This is a genomic window from Muriicola marianensis (genome assembly GCF_014638095.1).
In the GTDB taxonomy this organism is placed as follows: domain Bacteria; phylum Bacteroidota; class Bacteroidia; order Flavobacteriales; family Flavobacteriaceae; genus Muriicola; species Muriicola marianensis.
Genome location: NZ_BMFH01000002.1, coordinates 465,290 through 490,779 on the forward strand (window position 1 = coordinate 465,290; position 25,490 = coordinate 490,779).

A 25,490-nucleotide genomic window follows, 5' to 3' on the forward strand; every position below is an offset into this window, starting at 1 on the left:
TAAACTTCTAAGTGCCGTATTATGGGCTTATCAGATCACGGTGCCTTTCGGGATGACTGCATTTTTTTTCAGGACTACTATCCCATCCCTGACCACATAGGTATCCGTCTCCTTGTCCTCCAGGTGGGATCCCCCTTTGATGGTCACATCGTCCCCGATCCGGCAGTTCTTGTCTACGATGACATTTTCAATATGGCATCGTTCCCCTATGCCCATCAGAATATCGATATTATTACTTTCGATCTCTTTAAGCGTTTCGTAGTAATCGCTACCCATCACATAGGTGTTGCGCACCACCGAATCCTTTCCGATCCTCGCCCGGATCCCGATCACAGATCGCTCAATACTGGCGGCATGGATGATACAACCGTCTGAGATCACAGCCTGGGACATTTTGGTTCCGCTGATCTTGGTGGTGGGAAGCATCCTTGCCCGGGTATAGATACGGTTGTTCTTGTCATACAGGTTGAATTTCGGGATCTCATCGCAAAGCCCCAGGTTGGCTTCAAAGAAAGAAGAGATATTTCCGATATCAGTCCAGTAACCCTCAAACGGGTAGCTCATGGTCTTGTGCTTGTGGATGTTCTGAGGGATGATCTCCTTCCCAAAGTCGACCGTAGACTTATCATCCATCAGTTCGATCAGCAGGTCCCGGTTGAAAATATAGATCCCCATAGAGGCGAGATAGTGTCTTCCCTGGGCCTTCATCTCCTCGCTGACGTCGGAAGTCCAGTCGGGCAGCAATTCCGTCGCCGGTTTTTCTATAAACGAGGTGATCCTCTGATCCGTGTCGGCTTTCAGAATACCGAAGGCCGGCGCATCATTCGCGTGAACGGGGATAGTTCCTATGGTGATGGCAGCCCCGCTTTGCACATGGGCCTCGAGCATCAGGTTGTAATCCATCTGATACAGCTGATCCCCGGAAAGTATAAGCGCGTAATCAAAATCGTGCCTGACAAAATGGTGCATACACTGCCTGACCGCGTCTGCAGTACCCTGGTACCAGGTGGTGTTCCCTATCGTTTGTTCGGCGGCCAGGATGTCGACAAAGGCCGAGCTGAAGAAACTGAAGTGATAGGTATTCTTGATATGCTTGTTCAGGGATGCCGAGTTGAACTGGGTCAGGACAAACATCCGTTTGATCTCCGAATTGATACAGTTGGAAATTGGAATGTCTACCAGCCTGTATTTCCCTGCGATGGGAACAGCGGGTTTAGACCTAGATTCTGTGAGCGGATATAATCGTGTGCCCTGTCCGCCTCCAAGTATGATCGCCAGTGTGTTCGTATTTAGCATGCTCGTCAAATTAAAGATTGATATAATGTTTTTACCTGTTGGGCGATCGCGGCCCAATCGAAGTGTTCTTCCACCCGTTTGCGACCGTTAACCGCCATTTTGTTTCTAAGGGCTTCATCCCTGATCAGAGTGTTGATCCCTTCAGCCAAATCCCTCGCAAAAGCATCCGGATCCACGGGTTCAAACGGTGCTGTTTTTTGTTGCTCGAGGGGTACAAGGATTCCCGTTTCCCCGGGGATGACCACCTCTTTTATACCCCCGACGGCACTTGCTACCACGGCTGTGTTGCAGGCCATGGCCTCTATATTGATGATCCCGAATGGTTCGTAGATAGAAGGACAGCAAAAGACATCGGCGTGGGAATAGAGCTGTATGACCGATTTCTTATCCAGCATCTTATCTATCCAGATAACATTGTCCCTGGTCTTCCGCACTTCCTCTATACCCTCCTGCATTTCCTGCGCGATCTCTTGGGTATCCGGGGCGCCTGCACATAACACGATCTGCGTATCAGGGTCGATGTATTTGATGGCGTTCATCAGATGGATGATCCCTTTCTGTCTTGTGATCCTCCCGACAAAAAGTACGTAGGGTTTATCAGGATCCACCCCGTACGTGGTAAGGGCCGAGGTATCCTGAGTGACCTGGTATTCCTGCAGGTTGATTCCGTTGTAGATCACACTTATCTTATCTTCATCCACGTCAAAGAATTTCAGGACATCTTCCTGAGTTTCTTTGGAGACCGCGATAATGGCATCAGCCATCTCAATTGCCGTTTTCTCTATCCAGGAGGAGGCATCGTAGCCCAGGCCCAGCTGTTCCCTCTTCCATGGTCTCAGGGGTTCCAGGGAATGTATGGTGATCACCAGGGGTTTTCCGTAGCACAGCTTGGCCACGATCCCGGCGAAATGGGCATACCAGGTATGGCAATGGACGATATCTGAATCGACCTCATCTGCGTTGAAATGAATACAGGTGCTCAGGGTCTGCAGGACACCTTTTAGTTTGCCATCCGAGGTATCGAAGACAGGGTTGTCATAGGGGAATCCCTTGACGGCAAGCGAGCCGGAGGTTTCGTCCTGATCGCCAAAACATCGTACATCCACCTCCATCAGTTTCGATAATTCTGCTGCCAGATATTCAACATGTACCCCTGCGCCCCCGTAGACGTAGGGAGGATATTCTCTGGTAAAAAACTGTACTTTCATGCACTACTTGATTTCTTAATTTTCAGGCTCTTTTCATTTTGATGGGACCGTCTATTTCCTGCCTCAGCAAAATAATGAAACGCAGACCAGAAAGACGCTCTATTTCCAAATTATTAATGCAATCATAACCCAATTCTGCCAGCTACCCTCTGAGCAACTCGTCATAAGGACAGAACAGCGGTGATATGGCATTCGATGGTTTTAGCCGTGATCTACTAAGGTATGAATAACCCGGAACATTCGGAATGATAATTATCATTTCACAACCAAAGGCAGAACATGATTTTTTTGTCTCCGAGACACAGCCAATATTCTGCGGATTTCCTGAGGAAAACGGACATTGGAAACCAAATAAAATACTGAATTACCGGCGCTAAATCGCCGAAATATAGTACCTTCAGTAAGATCTTAAAGGGGTTCCCATGAAATCAAAGATGGAAAGATCGCTGTCTGCAACCAAGGCCAATTTCGGGACACTTCCTGTATTCCTGACGGCCATCTCCACCATCCTGGGGGCTATTATGTTCCTGCGTTTTGGTTTTGCCGTGGGGTCGGTAGGTTTTGCCGGCACCCTGCTGATTATCATCATAGGACACATGGTGACCATTCCCACAGCTATGGCACTGGCTGAGATCGCCACCAACCAGAAAGTGGAGGGTGGGGGCGAGTATTTTATCATTTCCCGCTCCTTTGGTGTGAACATCGGTGCTGCTATCGGCATTGCCCTTTACCTTTCTCAGGCGATCAGTGTCGCCTTCTATGTTATTGCCTTCGCTGAGGCCTTTGATGCCATTAAACCCTGGGTGGAAAGCGAACTGGGGTACGTGCTTTACGACAACCGCCTCTTCAGTATCCCGGCTATACTTGGACTCATATGGCTGATGGTAAGCAGGGGGGCCGCCCTTGGGATGAAGGCCCTCTATGTGGTGGTAACCATCCTGGCGATCTCTCTCGTTTTATTCTTTCTGGGAAATACCGAATATGCCCAGGTCTTTGACAGTTCGCAGTTGTTTAAAGGCTCTGATTCCGGCTTTAGCTTCTTCTACGTCTTTGCCATCATCTTTCCCGCCTTTACGGGAATGACCGCAGGGGTGGGTCTGTCCGGCGACCTGCGGGACCCTAAAAAAGCCATCCCCCTGGGAACGCTCTCTGCTACAATCATAGGAATGATCGTCTATGTCTTTATTGCCTATAAGCTGGCTAGTTCAGCTTCTCCGGAGGATCTTATTAACGATCAGTTAGTGATGGGAAAGATCGCCCTGTGGGGCCCGATCATTCCTATCGGACTTGCAGCGGCCACTATCTCTTCCGCCCTGGGTTCTTTTATGGTAGCCCCCAGAACGCTGCAGGCCATAGGAGGAGATAAGGTCTTCCCCAACCGTTTTATAAATCACTGGGTTTCCCGGGGAAATTTCAAGACCAATGAACCGCGGAATGCTACCATCCTGACCAGTATCATTGCCTTTTTCTTTGTCTTGCTGGGCGATGTAAATGCCGTGGCGGAGATCATTTCCATGTTCTTTATGGTCACCTACGGATCCCTTTGCCTGATCTCCTTCCTCCAGCATTTTGCCGCAGACCCGGCCTACAGGCCCTCCTTTAAATCGAAGTGGTACCTCTCCCTGCTTGGAGCTGTCATGTGCATCTATCTCATGTTCAAGATCAATACTCCCTATGCCTTTGCAGCTATCCTGGTGATGATAGGCCTGTACTTCTATGTCTCTTCCAGGAGTGATTCCAAAAAAGGTATGGCGAGCATATTCCAGGGAGTGATATATCAGCTTAGCCGTACCCTGCAGGTATTCCTCCAAAAGGCAGACAAGGCAAAATCTGATGAGGACTGGAGACCAGCTGTTCTGTGCCTGTCGAAGGATTCCTTCGAACGCTATGGGGCACTCGACCTGATGAAGTGGATCTCCCACCGTTATGGATTTGGCACCTACATACATTTTGAGCATGCTTTCTTTTCCAAAGAGTCCAAATCCGCGGCAGAAGAAAAACTGGAAAAGCTCATCCATATTGCTTCAGCGAGCAAATCGAACATCTTTCTGGAGACCATCATTTCTCCCTCGAATACAGCAGCCATTGTGCAGGCTATACAGCAACCTGGTATTTCGGGAAAACCCAACAATATGATGCTCTTCGAGTACAAAAGAGGGGAGAGGGAGTGGTTGTCTAATATCGTGGACAATTACAGTGTCCTCAAGGCGGCCAACTACGACCTTTGTATCCTGGCCAGTTCTGATCGCGGTTTTGGCTACCACAAAGACATTCATATCTGGATACAGAAAGAGGATTATGAAAATGCCAGCCTGATGATCCTCCTCTCTTATATCATCCTTGGCCATTCCGATTGGAAACACGGGGAGATTAAGATCTACGCCACCTTCCCCCGGGATCATATGGCCAGGGAGCAGGAACAACTGATCAAACTCACTTCGAGCGGAAGGTTACCGATCTCGGCCAAGAATATCCGTGTGATCGCCATAGAAGAAGACATGGACCGAAAACAACTGATCAACGGATATTCCATGGATGCCGACCTTACCCTGATAGGATTCCACGAAGAGAACATTCTTAACGATCATCACCTCGAGGTTTTCTCCGGGTATGAGCACATGGGCAATATCCTCTTTGTTAACACCCTGACGTCTAAGTTCATTAGATGATCTTTTAGGCTAAAGCGTACCAAGAGAGGTTCTTAAAAGAAATTCCTGGTCTTTTTTAGCGGTGAGACTTTTAATAATTCCAATTCCTAAACTTTTCACAACCAGGGCAATAAATCCATTTATTTTGTAGTTTTGTAGGCATATGAGGGCTGTAACTCAGAAATTAGGAGCCGTTTCACTGGCCTTTTTGGTCCTTTTCGCCACCATGTCCTTTTCCCTGGACATGCATTTTTGTGGTAAGACCCTGGTGGACCTTAAATTCTATCAGCAGGCCGATTCCTGCGGTATGAACATGGCAGGCATGGAGATGAACTCCGAAGCCATGGAATCCCATTGTTGCAGTGATGTGGCCCTTGTTATCCCCGGACAGGACGATGTTCAGGCTTCCTTCGACACTCTCACATTTGAACAACAGACCTTCCTGGTCTCTTTCTTGTATTCATATCTTCAGCTTATACCTGATTTGGAGGACAAGCACGATCCCTTTAAGGATTATGCTCCGCCTCCTTTGATCCGGGACGTCCAGATCCTGGACCAGACCTTCCTTATTTGATCAAGGACTTTTGAGATAGACCCCTTTGCGATGCAACAGGGGCAGGGCCATTTGCGGTTCCCGATTACGTCAATTTCAAAGTTTAATGATCAAATCTCATGCTTAACAGTAGTATCAAATTCCTAATAGAAAACAAGCTGGTGGCCTTTATCCTACTGGTCTTGTTCCTCGGTTGGGGGGTCGTGAATGCCCCGTTTAACTGGGATACCGGTATTCTGCCATCGGATCCTGTAGCCGTGGATGCCATCCCGGACATAGGGGAGAACCAGCAGATCGTTTTTACCGAGTGGGAGGGGCGTTCCCCCCAGGATATAGAAGACCAGGTTACCTACCCCCTAACCAGTTCCCTCCTGGGGATTGCGGGAGTGAAGACCATCAGGAGTACCTCCATGTTCGGGTATTCCAGTATTTACATCATATTTGAGGAGGATGTAGAATTCTACTGGTCCCGCAGCAGGATCCTTGAAAAACTGAATTCCCTGCCGGCCGGGCTGCTTCCCAAGGGTGTGACCCCATCCCTGGGTCCTGATGCCACCGGCCTGGGCCAGATATACTGGTACACCCTGGAAGGAAGGGACCAGGATGGTAATGTGACTGGTGGATGGGACTTGCAGGAATTGCGCAGCATCCAGGACTTTACCGTGAAATACGCCCTTTCCTCAGCGAGTGGAGTCTCTGAAGTGGCATCCATAGGTGGTTTTATCAAGGAATATCAGGTTGACGTCGATCCTGAATTAATGCGTCAATACAACGTAAGCCTGGCCGACATCGCAAGAGCTGTAAGTCAGAGTAACCAGGATATCGGCGCCCAAACCATTGAGATGAACAGGGCGGAGTACCTGGTCAGAGGCCTGGGATATGTGAAGTCGGTCGCAGACGTCGAAAATGCCGTCGTAAGTTCTGAGGAATTTACTTCCATCCGTATAAGGGATGTTGGAAAGGTAACACTGGGTCCGGCCACCCGGAGAGGTGTACTCGACAAAGAAGGCGCCGAGGTGGTAGGCGGGGTGGTGGTAGCCCGCTATGGTGCCAACCCAATGGAGGTTATTGAGAACGTAAAGGAGCAAATTACTGAAGTGAGTGCAGGACTCCCCTCCAAGGTATTGGCTGACGGTCGTATATCTAAAGTAACCATCGTTCCCTTTTACGACCGGACAGAGTTGATTGAGGAAACCCTGGGTACACTTAACGAGGCCCTTACCTATGAGGTGTTGATCACTATTCTGGTCATCGTCATCATGGTTTTCAACCTACGGGCCTCCTTACTGATCTCAGGCCTATTGCCCCTGGGTATCCTGATGGTCTTTATCACCATGAAGCTATTTGGGGTGGATGCCAATATCGTGGCCCTTTCCGGAATCGCTATTGCCATTGGGACCATGGTCGACGTGGGGGTTATCCTGGCGGAAAATGTGATCAGACACATGGAGGATCCGCAATTGAGGAGCAGGGAAGACGGGAAGGAATACAGCATGGACGAGATCGTCTACAATGCCACCTCCGAGGTATCCGGGGCCATTCTCACGGCCGTCATGACCACGATCATCAGTTTCCTGCCTGTCTTTACCATGATAGGGGCAGAAGGGAAGTTGTTCAGACCCCTTGCTTTTACCAAGACGATGGCACTGACCGCTTCCCTGGTGATTGCCCTCTTCCTGATTCCGCCCTTTGCCGCAGTGGTGTTTCGCAAAAGGAAGATGAAAATTCAATTCAAACACATTCTGAATGGTCTGTTGATACTCTTAGGGCTATTCTCCGTCTTTATGGGTTACGGACTTGGGATTTTTCTGATGGCCTATGGAGGGGCCGGACTCTGGTTCGACAAAAATGAGGACAGGCCCTCTGGGGTCAGCCTTGCCGGTTTTAAGTTTTCCATCACCCGCAACGCAGTCCAGATTCTCCTGGTATCCCTGGCGATTGTATTTCTTTTGGCAGAATACTGGAGGCCCCTCGGATTTGATCGGAGTATTGCTGTCAACCTCTTTTTTGTCGCTCTGATCTGCTTTGGAATTCTGGGGATTTTTGAGGTCTTCAAGAGGTATTATTCCAGGATCCTGACCTGGGCACTTGCCAATAGGATAGTATTCCTGATGATTCCTGTTACGGTCCTAGCCCTAGGGACGGGAATCATGATCAACACGGGCAAGGAGTTTATGCCATCCCTGAATGAAGGTACCTTCCTGTTGATGCCCACTTCCCTTCCGCATGCCGGGACGGAGGAAAACAAAAGGGTCTTGCAACAGCTCGATATGGCCGTTGCCTCCATCCCTGAGATAGAAACCGTGGTTGGTAAGGCCGGGCGCGCAGAATCAGCCCTGGATCCCGCTCCCCTGTCCATGTACGAGAATGTGATCCAGTACAAGCCGGAATACATGAGAAACTCCGAAGGGAAACGACAGCGCTACAGGGTTAATGAGGATGGGTTATACGAATTGAAAAACGGGAACCTGGTATGGAATCCAAACCTTACAGCGTCACTGCCTGAGGTGGATGCTGAAAGGCTCCAGGGAAGTGCCACTCGTGAGGAGTTGATCCCTGACGAAGGGGGTGAGTATTACCGCAACTGGAGACCTGAGATCAGGAATCCGGATGATATCTGGAATGAGATCGTCCGCGTGACACGCCTGCCGGGGGTCACTTCTGCCCCAAAACTCCAGCCCATCGAAACCCGTCTGGTCATGTTGCAGACCGGTATGCGGGCACCCATGGGAATCAAGGTGAAAGGACAGGACCTGGCCGAGATCGAACAATTTGGTCTGCAATTGGAAACCCAGTTGAAACAGGTCGAGGGAGTGAAGGCCGAAGCTGTCTTTGCCGACAGGATCGTGGGGAAACCCTATTTGCTAATCGATATCAAACGTGACCAGCTGGCCCGTTACGGGATCACTGTGATGGACGTGCAGGAGATCCTGCAGGTGGCCGTGGGAGGCATGCCCCTGACACGTACCGTGGAAGGGAGGGAGCGCTATGCCATCCGGGTACGCTACCCAAGGGAATTGCGCGACAGTCCTGAGGACCTGAAAAAGATCTATGTCCCGGTGGAGAAAGGAAGTCCCGTTCCCCTGGGTGATCTGGTGGATATCCGATATGAGAAAGGTCCGCAGGAGATAAAGAGCGAGGACAGTTTCCTGGTAGGTTATGTGTTGTTCGATAAACTGGACGGCTTTGCAGAAGTGGACGTGGTTGAGAACGCTCAAGCCTTTTTAAATAGAAAAATTCAAGAAGGAGAATTAGTTGTTCCGAAAGGGATCAGTTACAGGTTCACGGGCACTTATGAGAATCAGCTGAGGGCCGAAAAGACCTTATCCGTGGTTGTACCTCTGTGTTTGATCATCATTTTCCTGATCCTGTACTTTCAATTCAGGTCGGTCTCAACATCCTTCATGGTCTTTACCGGTATTGCAGTAGCTTTTGCCGGAGGATTTATCATGATCTGGCTCTACGGCCAGGGCTGGTTCCTGAATTTTGAGTTGTTCGGGCAAAATGTACGAGAGCTTTTTAACATGAAGACCATCAATCTCAGTGTGGCTGTCTGGGTGGGATTCATTGCCCTGTTTGGGATTGCGACCGATGACGGGGTGGTCATGGCCACCTACCTGACACAGACCTTTGATAAAGAAGCGCCATCTGACCTGGCAGGGATACGGCGTTCTGCCCTGGAGGCAGCAGAAAAAAGGATAAGACCCTGTTTGATGACTACCGTTACCACCATCCTGGCACTCCTGCCGGTGATGACCTCCACAGGGAAGGGAAGCGACATCATGATCCCTATGGCTATTCCCATCTTCGGAGGAATGGTAATCGATATTACTTCCTACTTCATAGTACCTGTGCTGTACAGCTGGAGGAAGGAACTACAATTAAAACGACTGAAAACATGAGAAGGCTGATTTATGTATTCTTCGCATTGAATATCTGGGCCATCCCCGAGGTGTTTGCCCAGGACCTGTTGTCTTATATCCGGGAGGCCGAGGCGAACAACCCCCAGATTCAGGCATTTGAATTGCAGTATAGCATTGCAAAGGAAAAGGTCAACGAGGTGAACACCTTGCCCAACACCACATTCGGAGTCGGGTATTTCGCCAGTGAACCGGAAACGCGGACCGGAGCTCAAAGGGCCAGGTTCTCTGTAAACCAGATGCTTCCCTGGTTCGGGACTGTAACGGCCAGAGAGAACTACGCAAGTTCGCTGGCAGAAGCTGAGTATCTGGAAATTGCCATCGCCAAAAGGGAATTGGCCCTTTCTGTAGCCAGGTCTTATTTCGACCTCTATGCCATTCGGGCAAAACAGGAGGTGCTGGATGCCAGTATGGAGTTGTTGAACACCTATGAGGAACTGGCCCTGCGGTCTGTTGAAGTGGGTCAGGCCTCTGCCGTGGATGTGCTCCGCCTGCAGATCCGTCAGAATGAACTCAGGCAACAGAAAAGGGTGCTGCAGTCCGCTGATCAGGCTGAACAGGCACAATTCAACAGTCTGAGAAATCAGAAAGAAAGTCTTTCTGTTGAGGTCGTGAGTGAGTTAGAACTGCCTGAAACCGATCCAATATTGTCTGGTGAGCGACTTGAACTGAACCCTGTTCTGATGAAATACGACCGTTTGTTCGAATCTGTTGTGCAGTCAGAGGCCCTTAACCAGAAAGAGAGTGCTCCTGATCTGGGGATCGGACTGGATTATGTCCCCGTGTCCGAAAGGAAGGATCTCGATCTTCCCGATACCGGAAAAGACGTGGTAATGCCCATGGTCTCAGTCTCTATCCCGATCTTTAACAACCGGTACAAATCTGTCTCCCTTCAGAATGAACTGAAAATGCAGGAGATCCAGTATCAGAAACAGGATCGCTTAAATACCCTGAAAGCGGCCCTGTCACAGGCCCAATCCGCCAGGGATCAGGCGAGGATCTCCTATGAGACCCAGAAAAAGAACACAAAACAGGCAAGGGATGCCGAAGACATCCTTTCCAAAAGCTATGAAACCGGCACGATCGATTTTCGCGATATCCTCGACCTGCAGGAATTGCAGTTAAAATTCCGGATGGAAATGATCGAATCCGCCAGAGCGTATTACATTCAAAGTTCAATCATTAATTATTTAATTCAGTAAACATGAAAAAAATAGGAATTATTCTGACAGTGATGCTCATGGCATCTATATCTTGTAAGGACAATAAAGACTCAAAGGAAGCACCGGCTGATGTTTCGGAAGCTCAGCCCACAATCGAGATGGCTGATGCCTCTTTCTCTTCTACAAGTACAGGTGCAGTCTACCTGGCCTACCAGGAATTGAGGAAGGCTCTTGTTGCATCCGATGCGGCAGGCGCCCAAAAAGCTGCGGACAGGCTCAGCCAAGCTCTTGAAGACGAACAGGGTGAAGCAGTATCAATCTCCACGTCCATGGCCGACACAAGTGATCTGGAAGAGATCAGAAACCTCTTTTCCGATCTCACAGCCTCCCTGGATCCCCTCTTCAGGGAATCGCTGGAAAGTGGGGAGATCTATCAGCAATTCTGCCCGATGGCCTTTGAGGGGAAAGGTGGGTTCTGGTTTTCCGACAAAGAAGAGATCCGGAATCCTTACTATGGGGATAAAATGCTGACCTGCGGAAAGGTGACCGAGGTAATAACTCAATAATAAATGGAACACGACTATCACATTCACGGAATGACCTGCCAGGGATGCAGGAAACACGTGGAGGAGCTGCTCTCTGGCGTGGAGGGTGTTTCTTCTGTTTCCGTGGATCTGGAAAAGGCGAAAGCGAGGATTTCCATGGCCTCTCATATCCCCTTAAACCAATTTAAAGAGGTCCTGGAAATGGATGGTGGCCGGTACAGCATTCACAAGGAAGGGGAATCCGTCGAACACAGGGCGAAGAAAAAGAAAGAAGCCGAAGGGAAAGGAACGGGAACGTTCTACTGCCCCATGCAATGTGAAGGGGACAAGACGTATGATGCCCCGGGGGACTGCCCTGTTTGCGGAATGGACCTGGTGGAAGAAAAACAGTTGTCGGGGTCTTCCTTCTCAGAGGAGTGGACCTGCCCCATGCATCCTGAGGTAGTAAACGATGAGCCGGGCAGTTGCCCGATCTGCGGGATGGACCTGGTACCTAAGGAACCCGACCTTTCTGCCGAGGAGAAGAGTTACAGGGCCCTCCGTAAGAAACTCTGGTGGTCGGTGGCCTTTACCCTGCCCATTTTCCTGATCGCTATGAGCGAGATGTTGCCAGGCAATCCCCTCTTCGAACTCATGCATCAGAAATACTGGAATGGGGTGCAATTCGCTCTTTCCCTCCCCGTAGTTTTCTATACGACGTGGATGTTCTTTGAAAGAGCATATCGCAGCATTCTTACCTGGAATCTCAACATGTTCACCCTGATCGGCATCGGTGCGGGGGTTGCCTGGTTGTTTAGTGTATTCGGGATGTTGTTCCCGGACATATTTCCGGAGCAATTCAAGACAGAATCCGGGACAGTGCACGTGTATTTTGAAGCTGCCACTGTGATCCTGACACTGGTCCTGATGGGTCAGGTTCTCGAGGCCCGGGCGCACAGCAAGACGAATTCGGCCGTAAAAGAACTCCTGAAACTCGCCCCTAACAAGGCTGTTAAAATGGTGGATGGAGAAGAGGTGGTAGTTCGCATAGATGAAATAGAAATCGGGGATATTCTCAAGGTGAAACCGGGAGATAAGATCCCTGTGGATGGAAGAATCACAAAAGGCTATAGCGCCTTGGATGAATCCATGATAACCGGCGAACCCATACCGGTAGACAAAGGCGAAGGAGACAGTGTCAGCAGCGGGACCATCAACGGAAACCAGTCTTTTCTGATGAAGGCTGAAAAGGTAGGCAGTGACACCCTCCTGTCACAGATCATCGCCATGGTCAACCAGGCGAGCAGGAGTCGGGCCCCTATCCAGAACCTTGCAGACAAGGTCTCAGCTTATTTTGTACCCATAGTGGTCATCGTGGCTGTCATTACTTTCGGCGTATGGGCCTTGTGGGGACCGGAACCGGCCTATGTGTACGCCCTGGTGAATGCCATCGCTGTCCTGATCATCGCCTGTCCCTGTGCTCTTGGGCTGGCAACACCCATGTCTGTCATGGTAGGAGTAGGCAAAGGTGCACAGAACGGGGTGCTGATAAAAAATGCAGAGGCCCTGGAAAAAATGAACAAGGTGGATACCCTGATTGTGGATAAGACGGGCACAATTACAGAAGGAAAGCCCACGGTTGATACAGTAGATTCTTTGGACAAGTCGTTTACAGAGGATCAGATCCTGAAATTGATCGTAACCCTCAACAGGAACAGTGAGCACCCTCTGGCCGAAGCTACTGTCAGTTATGGGAAGGAAAAAGGAATAAGCAGCGGAGAAGTTGAGATTTTCAATGCTGTTTCCGGTAAAGGAGTGGAAGGAAATGTTGATGGCAAACACCTGGCATTGGGCAACCGTAAAATGATGGAACATGCCCGAGCCACCCTGACTGATCAGATGGAAAACAAGGCCAGGGAATTTCAAAACACCGGTAAAACCGTATCCTACCTGGCTGCCGATGGGAAGGTGATCGGGTTCGTGGCCCTGGGCGACAAGGTGAAGTCCAGCAGTATAAAAGCCATCCGTAAATTAAAGGGAATGGGTATAGAGGTCATTATGCTCACCGGGGATAATGAACAAACAGCCCAAGCTGTGGCCGGAGAACTCAACCTGTCGGATTTTAAAGCAGAGATGTTGCCTGAGGATAAGCTGAAGGAATTAGAACGACTCCAGGCAGAAGGCAGGATAGTGGCTATGGCGGGTGATGGGATCAATGATGCGCCGGCCCTGGCCAAGAGTGATGTGGGGATTGCTATGGGTACGGGGACCGATGTTGCCATTGAAAGTGCTGCGATCACCCTGGTGAAAGGAGACCTGCAGGGGATCGTCAAAGCTCAGAATCTGAGTCGCTCCGTAATGAAGAACATTAAGCAGAATTTGTTCTTTGCGTTGATCTATAACACCTTGGGCGTTCCCATTGCTGCTGGGGTTTTATATCCATTTTTCGGCGTCTTGCTTTCCCCTATGATCGCGGCGGTCGCTATGAGCTTCAGTTCTGTTTCAGTAATTGCCAACGCCCTTCGACTGAGGGCTGTAAACCTCGAATGACCATGAGTATATCGCGTAAGACCATTAGAAAATTTCGAAAGGCACACCGTTATCTCGGCGTGTTTCTGGGGATGCAGTTCCTGATGTGGACCGTGAGCGGGATCTATTTTAGCTGGACGGACATAGACGAGATCCACGGTGATCACTTCAAAAGAGAAATTCCGGTCGTAACCTCCTTCGATAACCTGATCAATCCGGTATCAGACCCCCATCTGAACGAGATCACCTCCCTGGAACTAAGGGATATTGGGGGCGAACCCTACTACTGGATCAACGACAGTTATCTCCTCAATGCCCAAAATGGTTTAAAGAGAAGTGGGATAACGGAAGAGGAAGCCCTGCTTGTAGCGGAAGCAAACATGTTGCCGGAGTTGGAAGTGAACTCTGTGGAACGGATTGAGTCTGTTGGTAACCACCACGAATACAGGGAAAAACCCCTCCCGGCCTATGTGATCTCATACAAGACACCTAAAGAAGTTAAGGCGTATGTATCTGTCAGGGACGGGGCATTCCAGACGGTCAGGTACCGCGACTGGAGGTGGTTCGATTTTCTCTGGATGACCCATACCATGGATTATCAGGGGCGGGACGATTTCAATACGACGCTCTTGCGTGGTTTCTCCTTGATGGGACTGATCACGGTACTTAGCGGATTCATCTTATTTTATCTAACCTCATCTACGATTAGAAATTTAAAACATAAAAAGTAACCCGATGAAAAAGACTATCATCTATGTGAGCGTTGCGATCCTGGCCGGTTTAGGTGCCGGATATCTCATCTTTGGCGACCGTTCAGGCAAAGACTCTACTGAGGAACACATGCATGCGAATGAACAGGGCGAGGTCTGGACCTGCTCCATGCATCCGCAGATAAGGCAGCCGGAACCCGGGCAATGTCCTATTTGCGGGATGGATCTGATCCCTTCAGTAACGGACGGTTCAGAGGTGGGTGTCAATGAGATCAAAATGACAAAAAATGCCATGGCACTGGCTGATATCCAAACCATGGTTGTCAGCGGCAATGGCGAAAAGAGCTCAGCGGAGATCATCCTTTCCGGAAAGATCAAAATGAACGAGGAGACCACAGCCATTCAGGCCAGTTATTTTGACGGGCGGATCGAAAAACTCTATGTGGATTTCACCGGCCAGCAGGTAAGGAAAGGGCAGTTGCTGGCTACGCTCTATTCTCCCAACCTTGTTGCTGCCCAGCAGGAACTGATCACGGCATCTTCCCTGAAGGAGTCGCAGCCTGCCCTTTATGCCGCAGTCCGTAATAAACTGAAGTTGTGGAAGCTCAATGAGCAACAGATCAACGCCATAGAAACCTCAGGGAGGGTGAAGGAGGAATTCCCTGTCTACGCCGCTGTGTCGGGAACTGTTTCCGAGAAATTGGCCTCGGAAGGAGATTATGTGCAGCAGGGGCAGCCTATCCTGAAGGTCAGTAATTTGGGTACGGTTTGGGCCGACTTTGATGCTTACGAATCCCAGGTTGCTAATTTTAAAACAGGTCAGAAGATCACAGTGGTCCCTTCCGCCTATCCTTCGAAGGAGATCCAAGCCACCATTTCTTTTGTGGATCCGATTCTCGATACCAAAACACGTACGGTCACCGTCAGGGCCCTTTTAAACAATTCGGACGGCACCCTCAAACCGGGCATGTTTGTGAAGGGGAAGGTTCAAAGCGGCGTCACAAAGCCTGATGGAGGGGTGGAGATCCCTGCTTCTGCGGTCCTCTGGACGGGAGAACGGTCGCTGGTTTATATAAAGACAAATCCCTACGAACCAGTTTTTGAAATGAGGGAAGTTGTTCTGGGGAACAGGATGGGAGAGACCTATCCCGTGATTTCCGGACTCGAAAGTGGGGAAGAGATCGTGATCCATGGAACATTTACCGTGGATGCCGCTGCCCAGTTACAGGGCAAGAGATCCATGATGAACACCACAGGGGGGAGGACCTCCACAGGCCATGACCATGGGGTAATGAAGGGTAGCATGGGCAGCAATTCCCCTTTGCTTACCGAGGAATCTCAAGCTGAAGCGAATACGCTAATCGCTTCCTACATGGAGCTCAAGGATGCCCTTGTGAATTCGGATCCGGCAAAGGTGAAGGAATATTCCGAGAGGGCCTTGGAAAAGCTTATCACCCTGAGGAACAAATCCGGAAAGGAATCACAGCCCTTTTATGAGAGCCTTCAAAAGAACCTGGATGGGATGATCAAAAGTCCCGATCTGAAAGCACAGCGCGATACATTCGTGGTCCTCTCCGAACAGATGATCAGGGTTGCTATGGAAATTAAAGACAAATCACAGGATCTGTTTGTCCAATACTGCCCCATGGCCAATCAGGACAGGGGAGCTCAATGGCTGAGCTGGGAGAAGGAAATCCGCAATCCCTATTACGGGGATGCCATGCTCACCTGCGGAGAGGTGAGGAGAAAGTTCTGAGGGAATGGCTTTAAAACCCTTATTTTTGGGAGACTGGAAGCTATTCCGAAATTGTCAACAACTCGATTGAAAAAACTTATGAAGATCATCACCTGGAACGTAAATGGGATACGGGCTATCGTTAAGAAGAATTTCTTCGAATCCCTGGAGCAAATAGATGCCGATGTGATCTGCCTCCAGGAGACCAAGGCAACCGGAGAAGAGGTGAAAAAGGCCCTGAAGAATCTCAATGACATTCAGATATATACCAATGAGGCTGAACAAAAGGGATATTCCGGCACTTCTATCCTCAGCAAGTCAGATCCCCAGGACGTTATAAGGGATATGGGGGTAGAAGAACACGATAAGGAAGGTCGAATCCTTTGTGCGGAATACCCTGGATTTTTTCTGATCAATGTGTATGTGCCCAATTCGGGTCAGCAGTTAGACAGGCTCGATTACCGCAAGCAGTGGGATGCGGATTTCCTTACCTACATCAAAGAGAAGGAAAAGAGCAAACCTGTGATCGTTTGTGGCGATTTTAATGTGGCCCACCGGCCCATCGACCTGAAAAACGATAAATCGAATTACAACAAGACAGCTGGCTACACCCAGGTGGAGATCGACGGGATGGACGCATTTACAGAGGCAGGCCTGGTGGATGTTTTTCGCCACTTTTATCCGGAAAAAGTAGCCTATACCTACTGGAGCTACCGCTTTAAGGCGCGAGAGCGAAACGTGGGCTGGCGAATCGACTATTTTCTGGTCAGCAAATCCCTCATAAAGGACGTAAAAAAAGTGGAGATCCTTGGAGATCACTTGGGATCAGACCATTGCCCTGTTCTTCTGGAGGTAGACGCAGGTAATTAGGGGTGAATTAAAAAGGCACTTCGGCCAAATTCATTGAAATTGACTACTTTAATGCAAATTGAGTAGTTATGAAAGATCGCAGAGCCTTCCTGAAAGACCTGGGGGTGGCCGCCCTGGCCACCCAGTTGCCCCTGACCCACCTGAATGCTAACAAACCCCTGAATCCCCGGGAGGAGATCGGTGTAGGGCTCATAGGAGTTCGCGGCATGGGCTGGGTCGACCTCACTTCTCTGATGAAAAACCCGAATACCCGCTGTGTGGCTTTGTGTGATGTGGACGCCACCCTTCTGGAAAATCGCGCCGGAGAAGCTGAAATATGGGGAAAAAGACCCCGGACCTATGGCGACCACAGGGAATTTTTAAAGAACAAGGACCTGGATGCGGTCATCATCGGCACACCGGACCACTGGCACTGCATCCAAATGACGGATGCCTGTGCGGCAGGTAAGGATGTATACGTGGAAAAACCTATCGCCAACAGTATTACCGAGGCCAATTTAATGGTAGAAGCCACCAGGAAATACAAGCGTGTAGTTCAGGTAGGTCAGTGGCAGCGAAGCGACCCCCACTGGATCAGCGCCCTGGATTATCTCAAGTCGGGTCAACTGGGCAGGATCCGGCAGGTGAAGGCCTGGGCTACCGTAAATTACGGCAAAGGTTTCGAGGTAGTGCCGGACGGGGAACCTCCGGAGGGAGTCGACTATGATCGCTGGTTGGGTCCGGCCCCGAAACGACCTTTCAACAAGAACCGGTTCCACGGTTCCTTCCGGTATTTCTGGGATTATGCGGGCGGACTCATGACGGACTGGGGGGTGCATATGCTGGATATAGTCCTGGCGGGAATGCAAGTATCAGCACCGCACACGGTAACGGCTATGGGGGGTAAGTTCGCTTTTCCCAACAATGCGGCAGAGACACCCGATACCCTCACCACCCTGTACGATTTCGGGGATTTTAGCCTGGTCTGGGAACAGTTTATCGCTATGGGCACCTCGCCTTACCTGGAAGAATCAGGAGAACCCGGGGTGGCCTTTATCGGGGAGAACGGGATCCTGGCGATCAACAGAGCGAGCTGGAAGGTACTGCCGTTCCAGGAAGATGGGAAATACCTCCTGGAGGCAATCCCAACACGTCGGCCATCGGTAAATCCTATAGACCTGCACACCAAAAACTTCCTGGATTGTATTCGCTCCCGCAAAGATCCCAACTGTACGATTGAAATGGGAAGGGATGCAGCCCTGGTTGCTCACTTAGGGAATATCGCTTACAGGACGGGGGAGAAACTGACCTGGGATAATGCAAAGGGAGTGATCTCCAATTCAGAGGCAGGCATGTCCTTTCTGACACCTTCTTACAGAGCCCCCTGGCAACTCTGGAAAGGATAATCATTTCACAGCCGGCCCAACATCACAGGATTATTCTCGACCACCGGAAATTAGGGTTGTTGTAGTATGTTGTTAAGGACGACTACCGTACTGGTGCAAGTGTGGTTAAACGTTTATATCTAATCCGATTTTCTTAAGTACACTTCTTTAAGGTCTCAATTTGACCTAGCTTTCTTGAAGCTCATTGAGATCATTCCAGTTTAAACCGAAGTCAGACCAGGCTTTCATTTCCTCTGCCCGACTACCAGCATCGGACGTATCTCTGACAGCAAGGAAAGGAATGTTGACATGAAACCCCATATGATCCACATTTTGTCTTTCAAAGATCCGTTCCAGAAGAGGGTGTTTTTTATACATCATGGCCAGCAGATCAAAAGGCTCTTTTTTCAAATATTCCAAGACTCCAAACGGCATAATTGCGTGTTCCAGTTCGACAAATATATGCCGTGTATTCTTTAATAGCGCCGCCAAATAGGACTTGTTAAATCTCTGAACTTCAGATAATTCGGTGGTTTCTTTAATATGCAACACAGTAATCAAAGCATCTTCAGGGACTGCCATCTTCAGAATTTGGTGAAGTTCAGATTCTTTGTACATAGACAGGTAGTCCGTCGGGAAAAGGATGTTTTTTACAGGAGAGTAAGAGGTATTATTCGGGATCACCAGCACAGGGGCAAACGCCTTTCTCAAAACATAGACGGTATTACTGCCAATAAAAACCTCTCTGGCTCCTGTCGCACCTTTGGTACCCATAACAACCAGATCTATCTTCTTGTTTTCGGTAATATCATTCAGCTCATGACTGAGGATGTTGAAAGCGGAAATGGCTTCAAACCGGTGCCTCGGATTACCGGACATATCTTTCATGTCTGCCAGGGTCTTTTCTAGGCCTGCTACTGAACGGTTGACCTCCTCATCTGCGATAGCACTGAAGGGAGGTCCTCCCAACATATAATCAATGCGATAAAAGGCCGGGGTGTAGGTATGCAGTACGTAAAAGGTGCATTCTTCCTCTGCGAACAGGGTCAGGGCATACTTAATGGCGTTCCATGCGGTAGTGGAAAAATCGGTAGGTAACAGGATCCTTTTCATTTCGATATAACTTATAGAAACTTAAATATAAACCTTCCACGAGTACCATAAAATGATCTTTGTCAGCTTGTTGAAAAGGATTGAATATTGCTAAGTACAACTTGATAACATGACAAAAATCATTGGTTAAGACTTTTATTGTACGGAACTTAAGGTTCAACCCTAAAAAGATTTGCGATGGCACTTGATTTTAACAAATACGCAAAGGAAGGGAACACCTTTATAAAGGAGTATGCCCGTGAAATGAATCTCGGTAAGGACACTGAGAAGGCAGGGAGGATCTTTTCGGCCATTATGCATGCCCTGAGGGACATTATCACTCCTCAGGAATCGCTGCAACTTGTGGCGCAGATGCCCATGTTCATGAAGTCGGCCTATGTGAATGGCTGGACCTTGAAAAAGGAAAAACCCAAGATCAAGCACATGGAGGAATTCGTGGAACTCGTCCGAAAACACGACGGGGTGGCGGCGGTCAATGATTTTGGCTATGAGGATGAGCTGGCTGAACGCTACATCGACATCACCTTCATCTACCTGAGGAAATATATCTCCCTGGGTGAATTGGAGGATATACGCGATGGTTTGCCCAAGAACCTCAAAAGTATGATCTATACTAATTTGATGTTCTAGGATGGACAGAGGGCTAAGACCAGAAAAGGTGATCGGATTGTTGATGTTGATACTTCATCGATAAGCCGACCAAAATTATTATGGGATAGATGATAAATGTCATAGGAATTCAATAAGGTGCATTGTACCTTCAGCTACGAATATTGAACGGATTGTTTAACCTAAATTTCAGGATCATGTCACTTGTTAGATTTAAAAATCGGACTCGCCCCTTTACCGATCTGATTACCTCCGATTTCTTCGACATGGAAGATTTCTTCGATAATCGATTTTGGAATAAAGGGTTAGTCAACGAAAATTTCTGGAATGGCAGAAAAGGAGAGCCTGCTTTGAACATCAAAGAGGACAAAGACCATTTCGAAATTGAACTGGCCGCTCCGGGCTTTAGTAAAAAAGATTTTGAAGTATCTATCGAAAACGGCTACCTGACCATCAGGGCCGAGAAGAAAGATACCGATGAAATCAAAGAAGAGAATTACACAAGGAAAGAGTTTTCCTATAATTCCTTCATGAGAACTTTGTTGTTACCCGAAAATGTTTTGGAAGATGAAATCAAAGCCAAATACAATGAGGGTATCCTGCGCTTCAAACTGATGAAAAAGGAAGAAGCCAAAAAAACAAAACCTAAAATGGTGGAAATTGCATGACACATCCCACCCATTAAGGTAGCCCTCCTGCGCTTGATGATTGCTTCCGTATAAAAAGCCCTGCAGGAGGGCTTTTTTTATACTCATTTATTTTATTGAAGTCTATTTATTCCTTGGAATTCCGGGGTAACACCTCTTCCGGGAAGGGGAACAGGATGGTGGAATTCTTCTCTGCGGCTATATTGGACAGGGTCTGGTATAATCGAAGTTTGATGGCGGAGGGCGACTGGTCGATCTTTTTACCTGCCTGCAGCAACATATCTGCTGCCTGCTCTTCTGCCTGGGCCAGGATAATACGGGCACGCCTGGAGCGCTCTGCCTCTGCCTGGTTGGCCATCATCCTCCTCATGTTCTCAGGCAGCTGGATGTCCTTGATCTTCACATCGATGATCTCTATACCCCATTCACTTGTCTCTGCCTCTACAATCGTCTTGATATTTTTACCCATTTCTTCCCTTTTGGAGAGGATGGTGTCCAGTTCCACTTTACCGCATACATCCCTGAGGGCCGCCTGAGAAAGCTGGGTGATAGCAAAGGAAAATTCCTCTACTTCAAGAACCGCGCGTTCCGGGTTCTTGATCTGAAAAAACACGACCCCGTCAATGCTGCAGGGAACGTTGTCCTCGGTCATAACCTCCTGGGAAATAATGTTGATGGTGATCACCCGGATGTCTACCACCTGAATGGTCTCGACGATGGGTATGATCCACCGGAAACCCGGGTTCAGGGTCTTGACATACTTTCCAAATCGGAACTTCAGGGCGCGTTTGTATTCAAAGATGATGCGGATCCCTGAGAGCAGGAAGAGCGCAATGACCAAAAAGAAAATGAGAGTGGGATTCATGATGATATCTTTTACAGGTTTAATTAAGAAATGTTATAGTCTGTAAGGGCCCGATACTATTCCGACCTCTTTTAAAGATACGAAAAACCGTTCTTTAATTTAGGTCGATTTTAGGTGAAATCGGATTTCTTCAAAGGTTTTAATTTTTTGATCAGATTATAATTAAGCCCCGAGAACCATGACAGGCAGAGCACAAAGGTCACTTTCTGGATCAGGGGCAGGGCAGCGATAAAAAGTCCGGTCTCGTAGATGAGATAATTGATCAAAAACACAATAAAACAAACATATCCAAGAACACCCAAAGCCCTGTAACCTCCTTTTACCAGGGCCCAGGCACAGGACAAAATAGCTGCAAAACCAAAACCACCAGCAAGCCTTACAATGAGGTCGTGGTTCTGGGTTCCCATTAAAAAGATGATAAAAAGGGCTGTGATCCCTGTGATCCACATCAGGAAATGTCCGAAATTCTTTTTGTCGAATAGGCGGGGAAGGAAGATCCAGAGCAGGATAAGCCCTGAACAGAGGACGAACAGGGATGCCCGGGCGTAGTACCTCGCAGAATTCAACTCCCCGTTAATGGCGTATTCGTCCAGCAGGTCGCATAGGTAATTGTTCCAGAAGTCAAATCCGGTATGGGCGGGCTGAGCAGCAGACCCCCCCGGGTAGGTGATAGCCGCCATCACGTAAAGCACCAAAAAGAACAGGATGCCCACCCCCGGTAACCATAAAACAATGCCGGAGGGCTTGGCTGTTTTGCTGATCGAGTTAAGATCAATCATGTTGCTTAAGCTTTACTTTATGTACAATTAGGCACTTCGGTTGCCAATTACACTTCTTCCGATGATCACCTTAAGATAAAATATTCCGGTGTAGATTATCCGACAAGTTCAACCCCGTTTTTTGAGCGAGGATTTCTCTCAATTCGGTATTGGTCCTGGAGTCGATCAGATTTAATGCTTTGACCCCACACAGGTCTTTTACCATTTTGATTCCCGCCAGCGTATTCGTCGTGATCCCGCTCACAATGTCCGGGACAATGTTGAACGCCTTCATGAGTCCATATACGGAGTAAGGGTCCGTAGCACTCAGCACGGTACATCGGATAGTTTTTCCGAGGGCTCTTACGGCAAGATCCCCGTTATAGGGTTCCATAGGGGAGGCTCCTACTTCCACAATGGCGATATCCGCATTTTGATGAGCTGCCAGGCTTAAAAGCATGCTGACTTTCTTTTGATAGATATCTTTTGCACAAATGGAGGAAGGCAGACCCACATCCACAAAATCAAAGACCGCATCGGCCCCGACATCCTTTAAAGCCAGGATATCCTTAAAACGCCCGGCACCACTGAGTTTTACACCGACCACCTTGTACTTTGCAGATTTAAAGATATTAGTAACGATCCTTGCCGAGGTGGTCTTCCCGGCAGACATGGAAGTGCCTATAAACAATACCACAGGGGTGTTGAATTCCATGGGCGCCACTTCTGGTAAAAAATGGTCCATAGTGATCTTGTTGCCTTTTCTGATCACGTGACCGGTGTATTTGATCTTCATCATGTTGGGCATAAAGGCCGACTTACTGGTGAGTTTGCCAAAGATGCCTCCGCCTGTCAGGATGCTCATTACCCCATCTGAACCTACCTCTTCCCAGGTCCCTGTGGCTTCGAGAGTGGCAAAGCGCTCTCCCAGAACCCCTACAACATACTCGTCTCCAATGACCCCTCGCATTCTGCCATTTGGGAGTTCAAGGCGCAGCGAAGTATGTCCAGGGTCAATGATTCGGCAAACTACGTAATCCCCTGTCGACCAGTGGGACCTTGCCAGTTTCTCAAGACCGAATTCCCTTTCTTCCAGGTCTGAGATTCGCGTGAGGGATGTGAAAATGAAATAAGATGGCATATCTGTTTTCATTTCTTTTTTATTTAGGCCCGGCGAGCAGTAAAAGTGCCAGCAGAGCCGTTCTTTTTGGCAATTGGTCAGTAAAAATAAACTCATGGGTGGCGTGAGCCCCGTCTCCGGGTACGCCAAGGCCATCAAGGGTAGCGGTGTACATACTTGTGGTATTTCCGTCTGAACCGCCCCCGGCGAGCCCTTCAGACAGGTTCATTCCCAAACACAGTGCTTTTGCTTGAGCCAGTTTCCAAAGCTCCTGATTCCTTGCATTGCGTTCCATAGGGGGTCTTCCAATCCCGCCTTCGATCTCCAGTTTGACGTCAGGAAGAGAGGGTTTTAAGCCCAGAATCTTCTCTGTGATCCGGTCCCCGTCTTCAGAATTTTCAACGCGTACATCTACGACCGCCCTGCTTTCCGGGGCGACCACGTTTGCCGAAACTCCGCCTTCTATCATCCCAACGTTGACTGTGATACCCTTTTCAAAATCATTCATGGCGTACAATTGCTGTACCTGATGGGATAGTTCCACAATGGCATTGACCCCTTTCCCGGGATCAAGTCCGGCATGAGCGGCAATCCCATGTACCTTGATAGTGAACCTGCCAAGACCTTTCCGTGCGGTTTTCAGTTTTCCATCCATGTCCAGTGGTGGTTCCAACACATAGGCCCTTTCTGAGATCCGGGCCAGTTTTTTAATGGCCGGCGTAGATTCTATACTGCCGATCTCCTCGTCGGAATTGAAGAGGACAACAGGGGTCATTGAGGCCTCCATACCCAATGCCCTTATGGCTTTTAGAGCAAAGATCACCTGGGTGAGTCCTGCTTTCATATCATATACCCCCGGACCCTTCAACTTACCTTCGTGCTCCATTACTGGCATCTCCGCCAGGGTATTCCTCTTCCAGACGGTATCGCAATGTCCTAATAGCAGCTGTATCGGTTTGTTCTTTTTCCTGTTGTCTGGACGTCCGTAAAGAAAGCCTCCGGTATTCCTGCCCGGCATGCGCATGGTGAAGAAACCCAATTCGTTCAGTTCTTTTTCCAGACGGACCAGGATCTGTGTTTGGGTATTCGGTTCCCTGGATGGACTCTCCATCAGAACCAGGTCCTTCAAAAGGAGTTTCATGGCTGCTTCCTGACTGTTCAGATAATTCAATATGTTGCCGGCAGTCTTCACAGGGTCACTTTTTAAAATCTTTGGGAAAAGGAAAATTAAAGGTCTCTGAAATCTTTGCATATCTGCCCTGGGCAATGTATCCCAGTAGTGGATTTTTCATCAATTGTTCCCTTTCATCAACTTCAGAAACTCTCAAATAATCCTTGTCGGCATGAGCCACTCTGATCTTACCCGTGATCAGGCTGTAATCGTCAAAACCTTCAATGATCCTGAATAGCTCACACTCCAGGTACAGGTAAGCCCCTGCGATCACCGGGGCTTGCATGGTAGATGCCCGGAACACCGAAAGGTTCTGAAGTACATCCTTTGCCTTATCGGAACATTGAGATCTGGGGGTTGCACTGAGTGAAGTTTGAACAACCTGATTAGGTTTTGGGAAACTCACGGTAAATTCCCCTGTCTTTTCAATATTCCTGTAAGTTGAATGCCTGGGGGTACAAACAAAGCCGAAATAATTCCCAAAGCCTAACGGGGTGGCCATATGTTTAGGCGCCAGGTCATAGGATTCGCCTTCCACTGTTCCAATGATAACAAGGGGCGCTACTGTAAATACTCGATCCCACAGATTTTCAGAGACATCCAGGGGCCGCAGGTTTTTTGTGCTCAGGGCTTCCATTTAAAAACGGTTATCACGGAATGTAACCCTCTTAAATGGAAAATGAAATG

Annotated in this window: 20 protein-coding genes; 12 read left to right on the forward strand and 8 right to left on the reverse strand. The window is 48.8% G+C overall.

Annotated features, from left to right (window positions below; all coding sequences use genetic code 11):
* Positions 1–30: 30 nt before the first annotated feature.
* Positions 31–1,296 (reverse strand): glucose-1-phosphate adenylyltransferase, encoded by a 1,266-nt coding sequence (locus tag IEV19_RS13035; RefSeq protein ID WP_188371169.1) that lies wholly within the window; start codon positions 1,294–1,296, stop codon positions 31–33.
* 5 nt (positions 1,297–1,301) lie between these two features.
* The gene (gene glgA, locus IEV19_RS13040) at positions 1,302–2,504 is read right to left on the reverse strand and encodes a glycogen synthase (protein ID WP_188371170.1); all 1,203 of its coding nucleotides are present in this window, start codon (positions 2,502–2,504) and stop codon (positions 1,302–1,304) included.
* Between the two features lie 422 nt (positions 2,505–2,926).
* Here glgA and IEV19_RS13045 point away from each other — a divergent pair, with 422 nt between their 5' ends.
* The 10 genes from IEV19_RS13045 to IEV19_RS13090 all read left to right on the forward strand — a co-directional run bounded on the left by IEV19_RS13045 (position 2,927) and on the right by IEV19_RS13090 (position 18,541).
* Positions 2,927–5,173: an APC family permease gene (locus tag IEV19_RS13045; RefSeq protein WP_229732605.1), complete on the forward strand. Its 2,247-nt coding sequence runs from the start codon at positions 2,927–2,929 to the stop codon at positions 5,171–5,173.
* Positions 5,174–5,315: 142 nt separating this feature from the next.
* Entirely contained in the window at positions 5,316–5,726 is a 411-nt protein-coding gene (locus tag IEV19_RS13050) for an HYC_CC_PP family protein (RefSeq protein WP_188371171.1), read from the forward strand.
* Positions 5,727–5,824: 98 nt separating this feature from the next.
* Entirely contained in the window at positions 5,825–9,607 is a 3,783-nt protein-coding gene (locus IEV19_RS13055) for an efflux RND transporter permease subunit (RefSeq protein ID WP_188371172.1), read from the forward strand.
* Positions 9,604–10,827, forward strand: coding sequence for a TolC family protein (locus tag IEV19_RS13060; protein ID WP_188371173.1), 1,224 nt, complete (start codon positions 9,604–9,606; stop codon positions 10,825–10,827). Before IEV19_RS13055 ends, IEV19_RS13060 begins: the two co-directional genes overlap by 4 nt.
* A gap of 2 nt (positions 10,828–10,829) precedes the next feature.
* Positions 10,830–11,354 carry a DUF3347 domain-containing protein gene (locus tag IEV19_RS13065; protein ID WP_188371174.1) on the forward strand — a complete coding sequence of 175 codons (525 nt, stop codon included), beginning with the start codon at positions 10,830–10,832 and terminating at the stop codon, positions 11,352–11,354.
* 3 nt (positions 11,355–11,357) lie between these two features.
* Positions 11,358–13,862: a heavy metal translocating P-type ATPase gene (locus IEV19_RS13070; protein WP_188371175.1), complete on the forward strand. Its 2,505-nt coding sequence runs from the start codon at positions 11,358–11,360 to the stop codon at positions 13,860–13,862.
* A 2-nt stretch (positions 13,863–13,864) separates the two neighbouring features.
* A complete protein-coding gene (locus IEV19_RS13075; RefSeq protein ID WP_188371176.1) occupies positions 13,865–14,572 on the forward strand; it encodes a hypothetical protein in 708 nt (235 codons plus the stop codon).
* Between the two features lie 4 nt (positions 14,573–14,576).
* Positions 14,577–16,307 (forward strand): efflux RND transporter periplasmic adaptor subunit, encoded by a 1,731-nt coding sequence (locus IEV19_RS13080; protein ID WP_188371177.1) that lies wholly within the window; start codon positions 14,577–14,579, stop codon positions 16,305–16,307.
* Positions 16,308–16,385: 78 nt separating this feature from the next.
* On the forward strand, positions 16,386–17,156 hold the full coding sequence (locus tag IEV19_RS13085) for an exodeoxyribonuclease III (protein ID WP_188371178.1): 771 nt from the start codon (positions 16,386–16,388) through the stop codon (positions 17,154–17,156).
* 68 nt (positions 17,157–17,224) lie between these two features.
* Positions 17,225–18,541 carry a Gfo/Idh/MocA family protein gene (locus tag IEV19_RS13090; RefSeq protein ID WP_188371179.1) on the forward strand — a complete coding sequence of 439 codons (1,317 nt, stop codon included), beginning with the start codon at positions 17,225–17,227 and terminating at the stop codon, positions 18,539–18,541.
* A 165-nt stretch (positions 18,542–18,706) separates the two neighbouring features.
* On the opposite strand, the gene IEV19_RS13095 is transcribed toward IEV19_RS13090, so the two are convergent.
* On the reverse strand, positions 18,707–19,633 hold the full coding sequence (locus IEV19_RS13095) for a universal stress protein (protein WP_188371180.1): 927 nt from the start codon (positions 19,631–19,633) through the stop codon (positions 18,707–18,709).
* Positions 19,634–19,810: 177 nt separating this feature from the next.
* Here IEV19_RS13095 and IEV19_RS13100 point away from each other — a divergent pair, with 177 nt between their 5' ends.
* Positions 19,811–20,263, forward strand: coding sequence for a DUF2267 domain-containing protein (locus IEV19_RS13100; protein ID WP_188371181.1), 453 nt, complete (start codon positions 19,811–19,813; stop codon positions 20,261–20,263).
* Positions 20,264–20,439: 176 nt separating this feature from the next.
* Positions 20,440–20,910 carry an Hsp20/alpha crystallin family protein gene (locus IEV19_RS13105; RefSeq protein ID WP_188371182.1) on the forward strand — a complete coding sequence of 157 codons (471 nt, stop codon included), beginning with the start codon at positions 20,440–20,442 and terminating at the stop codon, positions 20,908–20,910.
* 106 nt (positions 20,911–21,016) lie between these two features.
* Here the strand turns inward: IEV19_RS13105 and IEV19_RS13110 are convergent, their stop codons facing one another.
* From IEV19_RS13110 to IEV19_RS13130, 5 genes are all read right to left on the reverse strand, one after another.
* On the reverse strand, positions 21,017–21,754 hold the full coding sequence (locus tag IEV19_RS13110) for a slipin family protein (protein ID WP_188371183.1): 738 nt from the start codon (positions 21,752–21,754) through the stop codon (positions 21,017–21,019).
* 110 nt (positions 21,755–21,864) lie between these two features.
* On the reverse strand, positions 21,865–22,533 hold the full coding sequence (locus IEV19_RS13115; protein ID WP_188371184.1) for a hypothetical protein: 669 nt from the start codon (positions 22,531–22,533) through the stop codon (positions 21,865–21,867).
* A gap of 70 nt (positions 22,534–22,603) precedes the next feature.
* Positions 22,604–23,665: a hypothetical protein gene (locus IEV19_RS13120; protein ID WP_229732607.1), complete on the reverse strand. Its 1,062-nt coding sequence runs from the start codon at positions 23,663–23,665 to the stop codon at positions 22,604–22,606.
* Between the two features lie 7 nt (positions 23,666–23,672).
* Positions 23,673–24,824, reverse strand: a complete 1,152-nt coding sequence (locus IEV19_RS13125; protein ID WP_229732608.1) for a M20 family metallopeptidase — start codon at positions 24,822–24,824, stop codon at positions 23,673–23,675.
* A 4-nt stretch (positions 24,825–24,828) separates the two neighbouring features.
* Entirely contained in the window at positions 24,829–25,440 is a 612-nt protein-coding gene (locus IEV19_RS13130) for a flavin reductase family protein (RefSeq protein ID WP_188371186.1), read from the reverse strand.
* Positions 25,441–25,490: the final 50 nt, after the last annotated feature.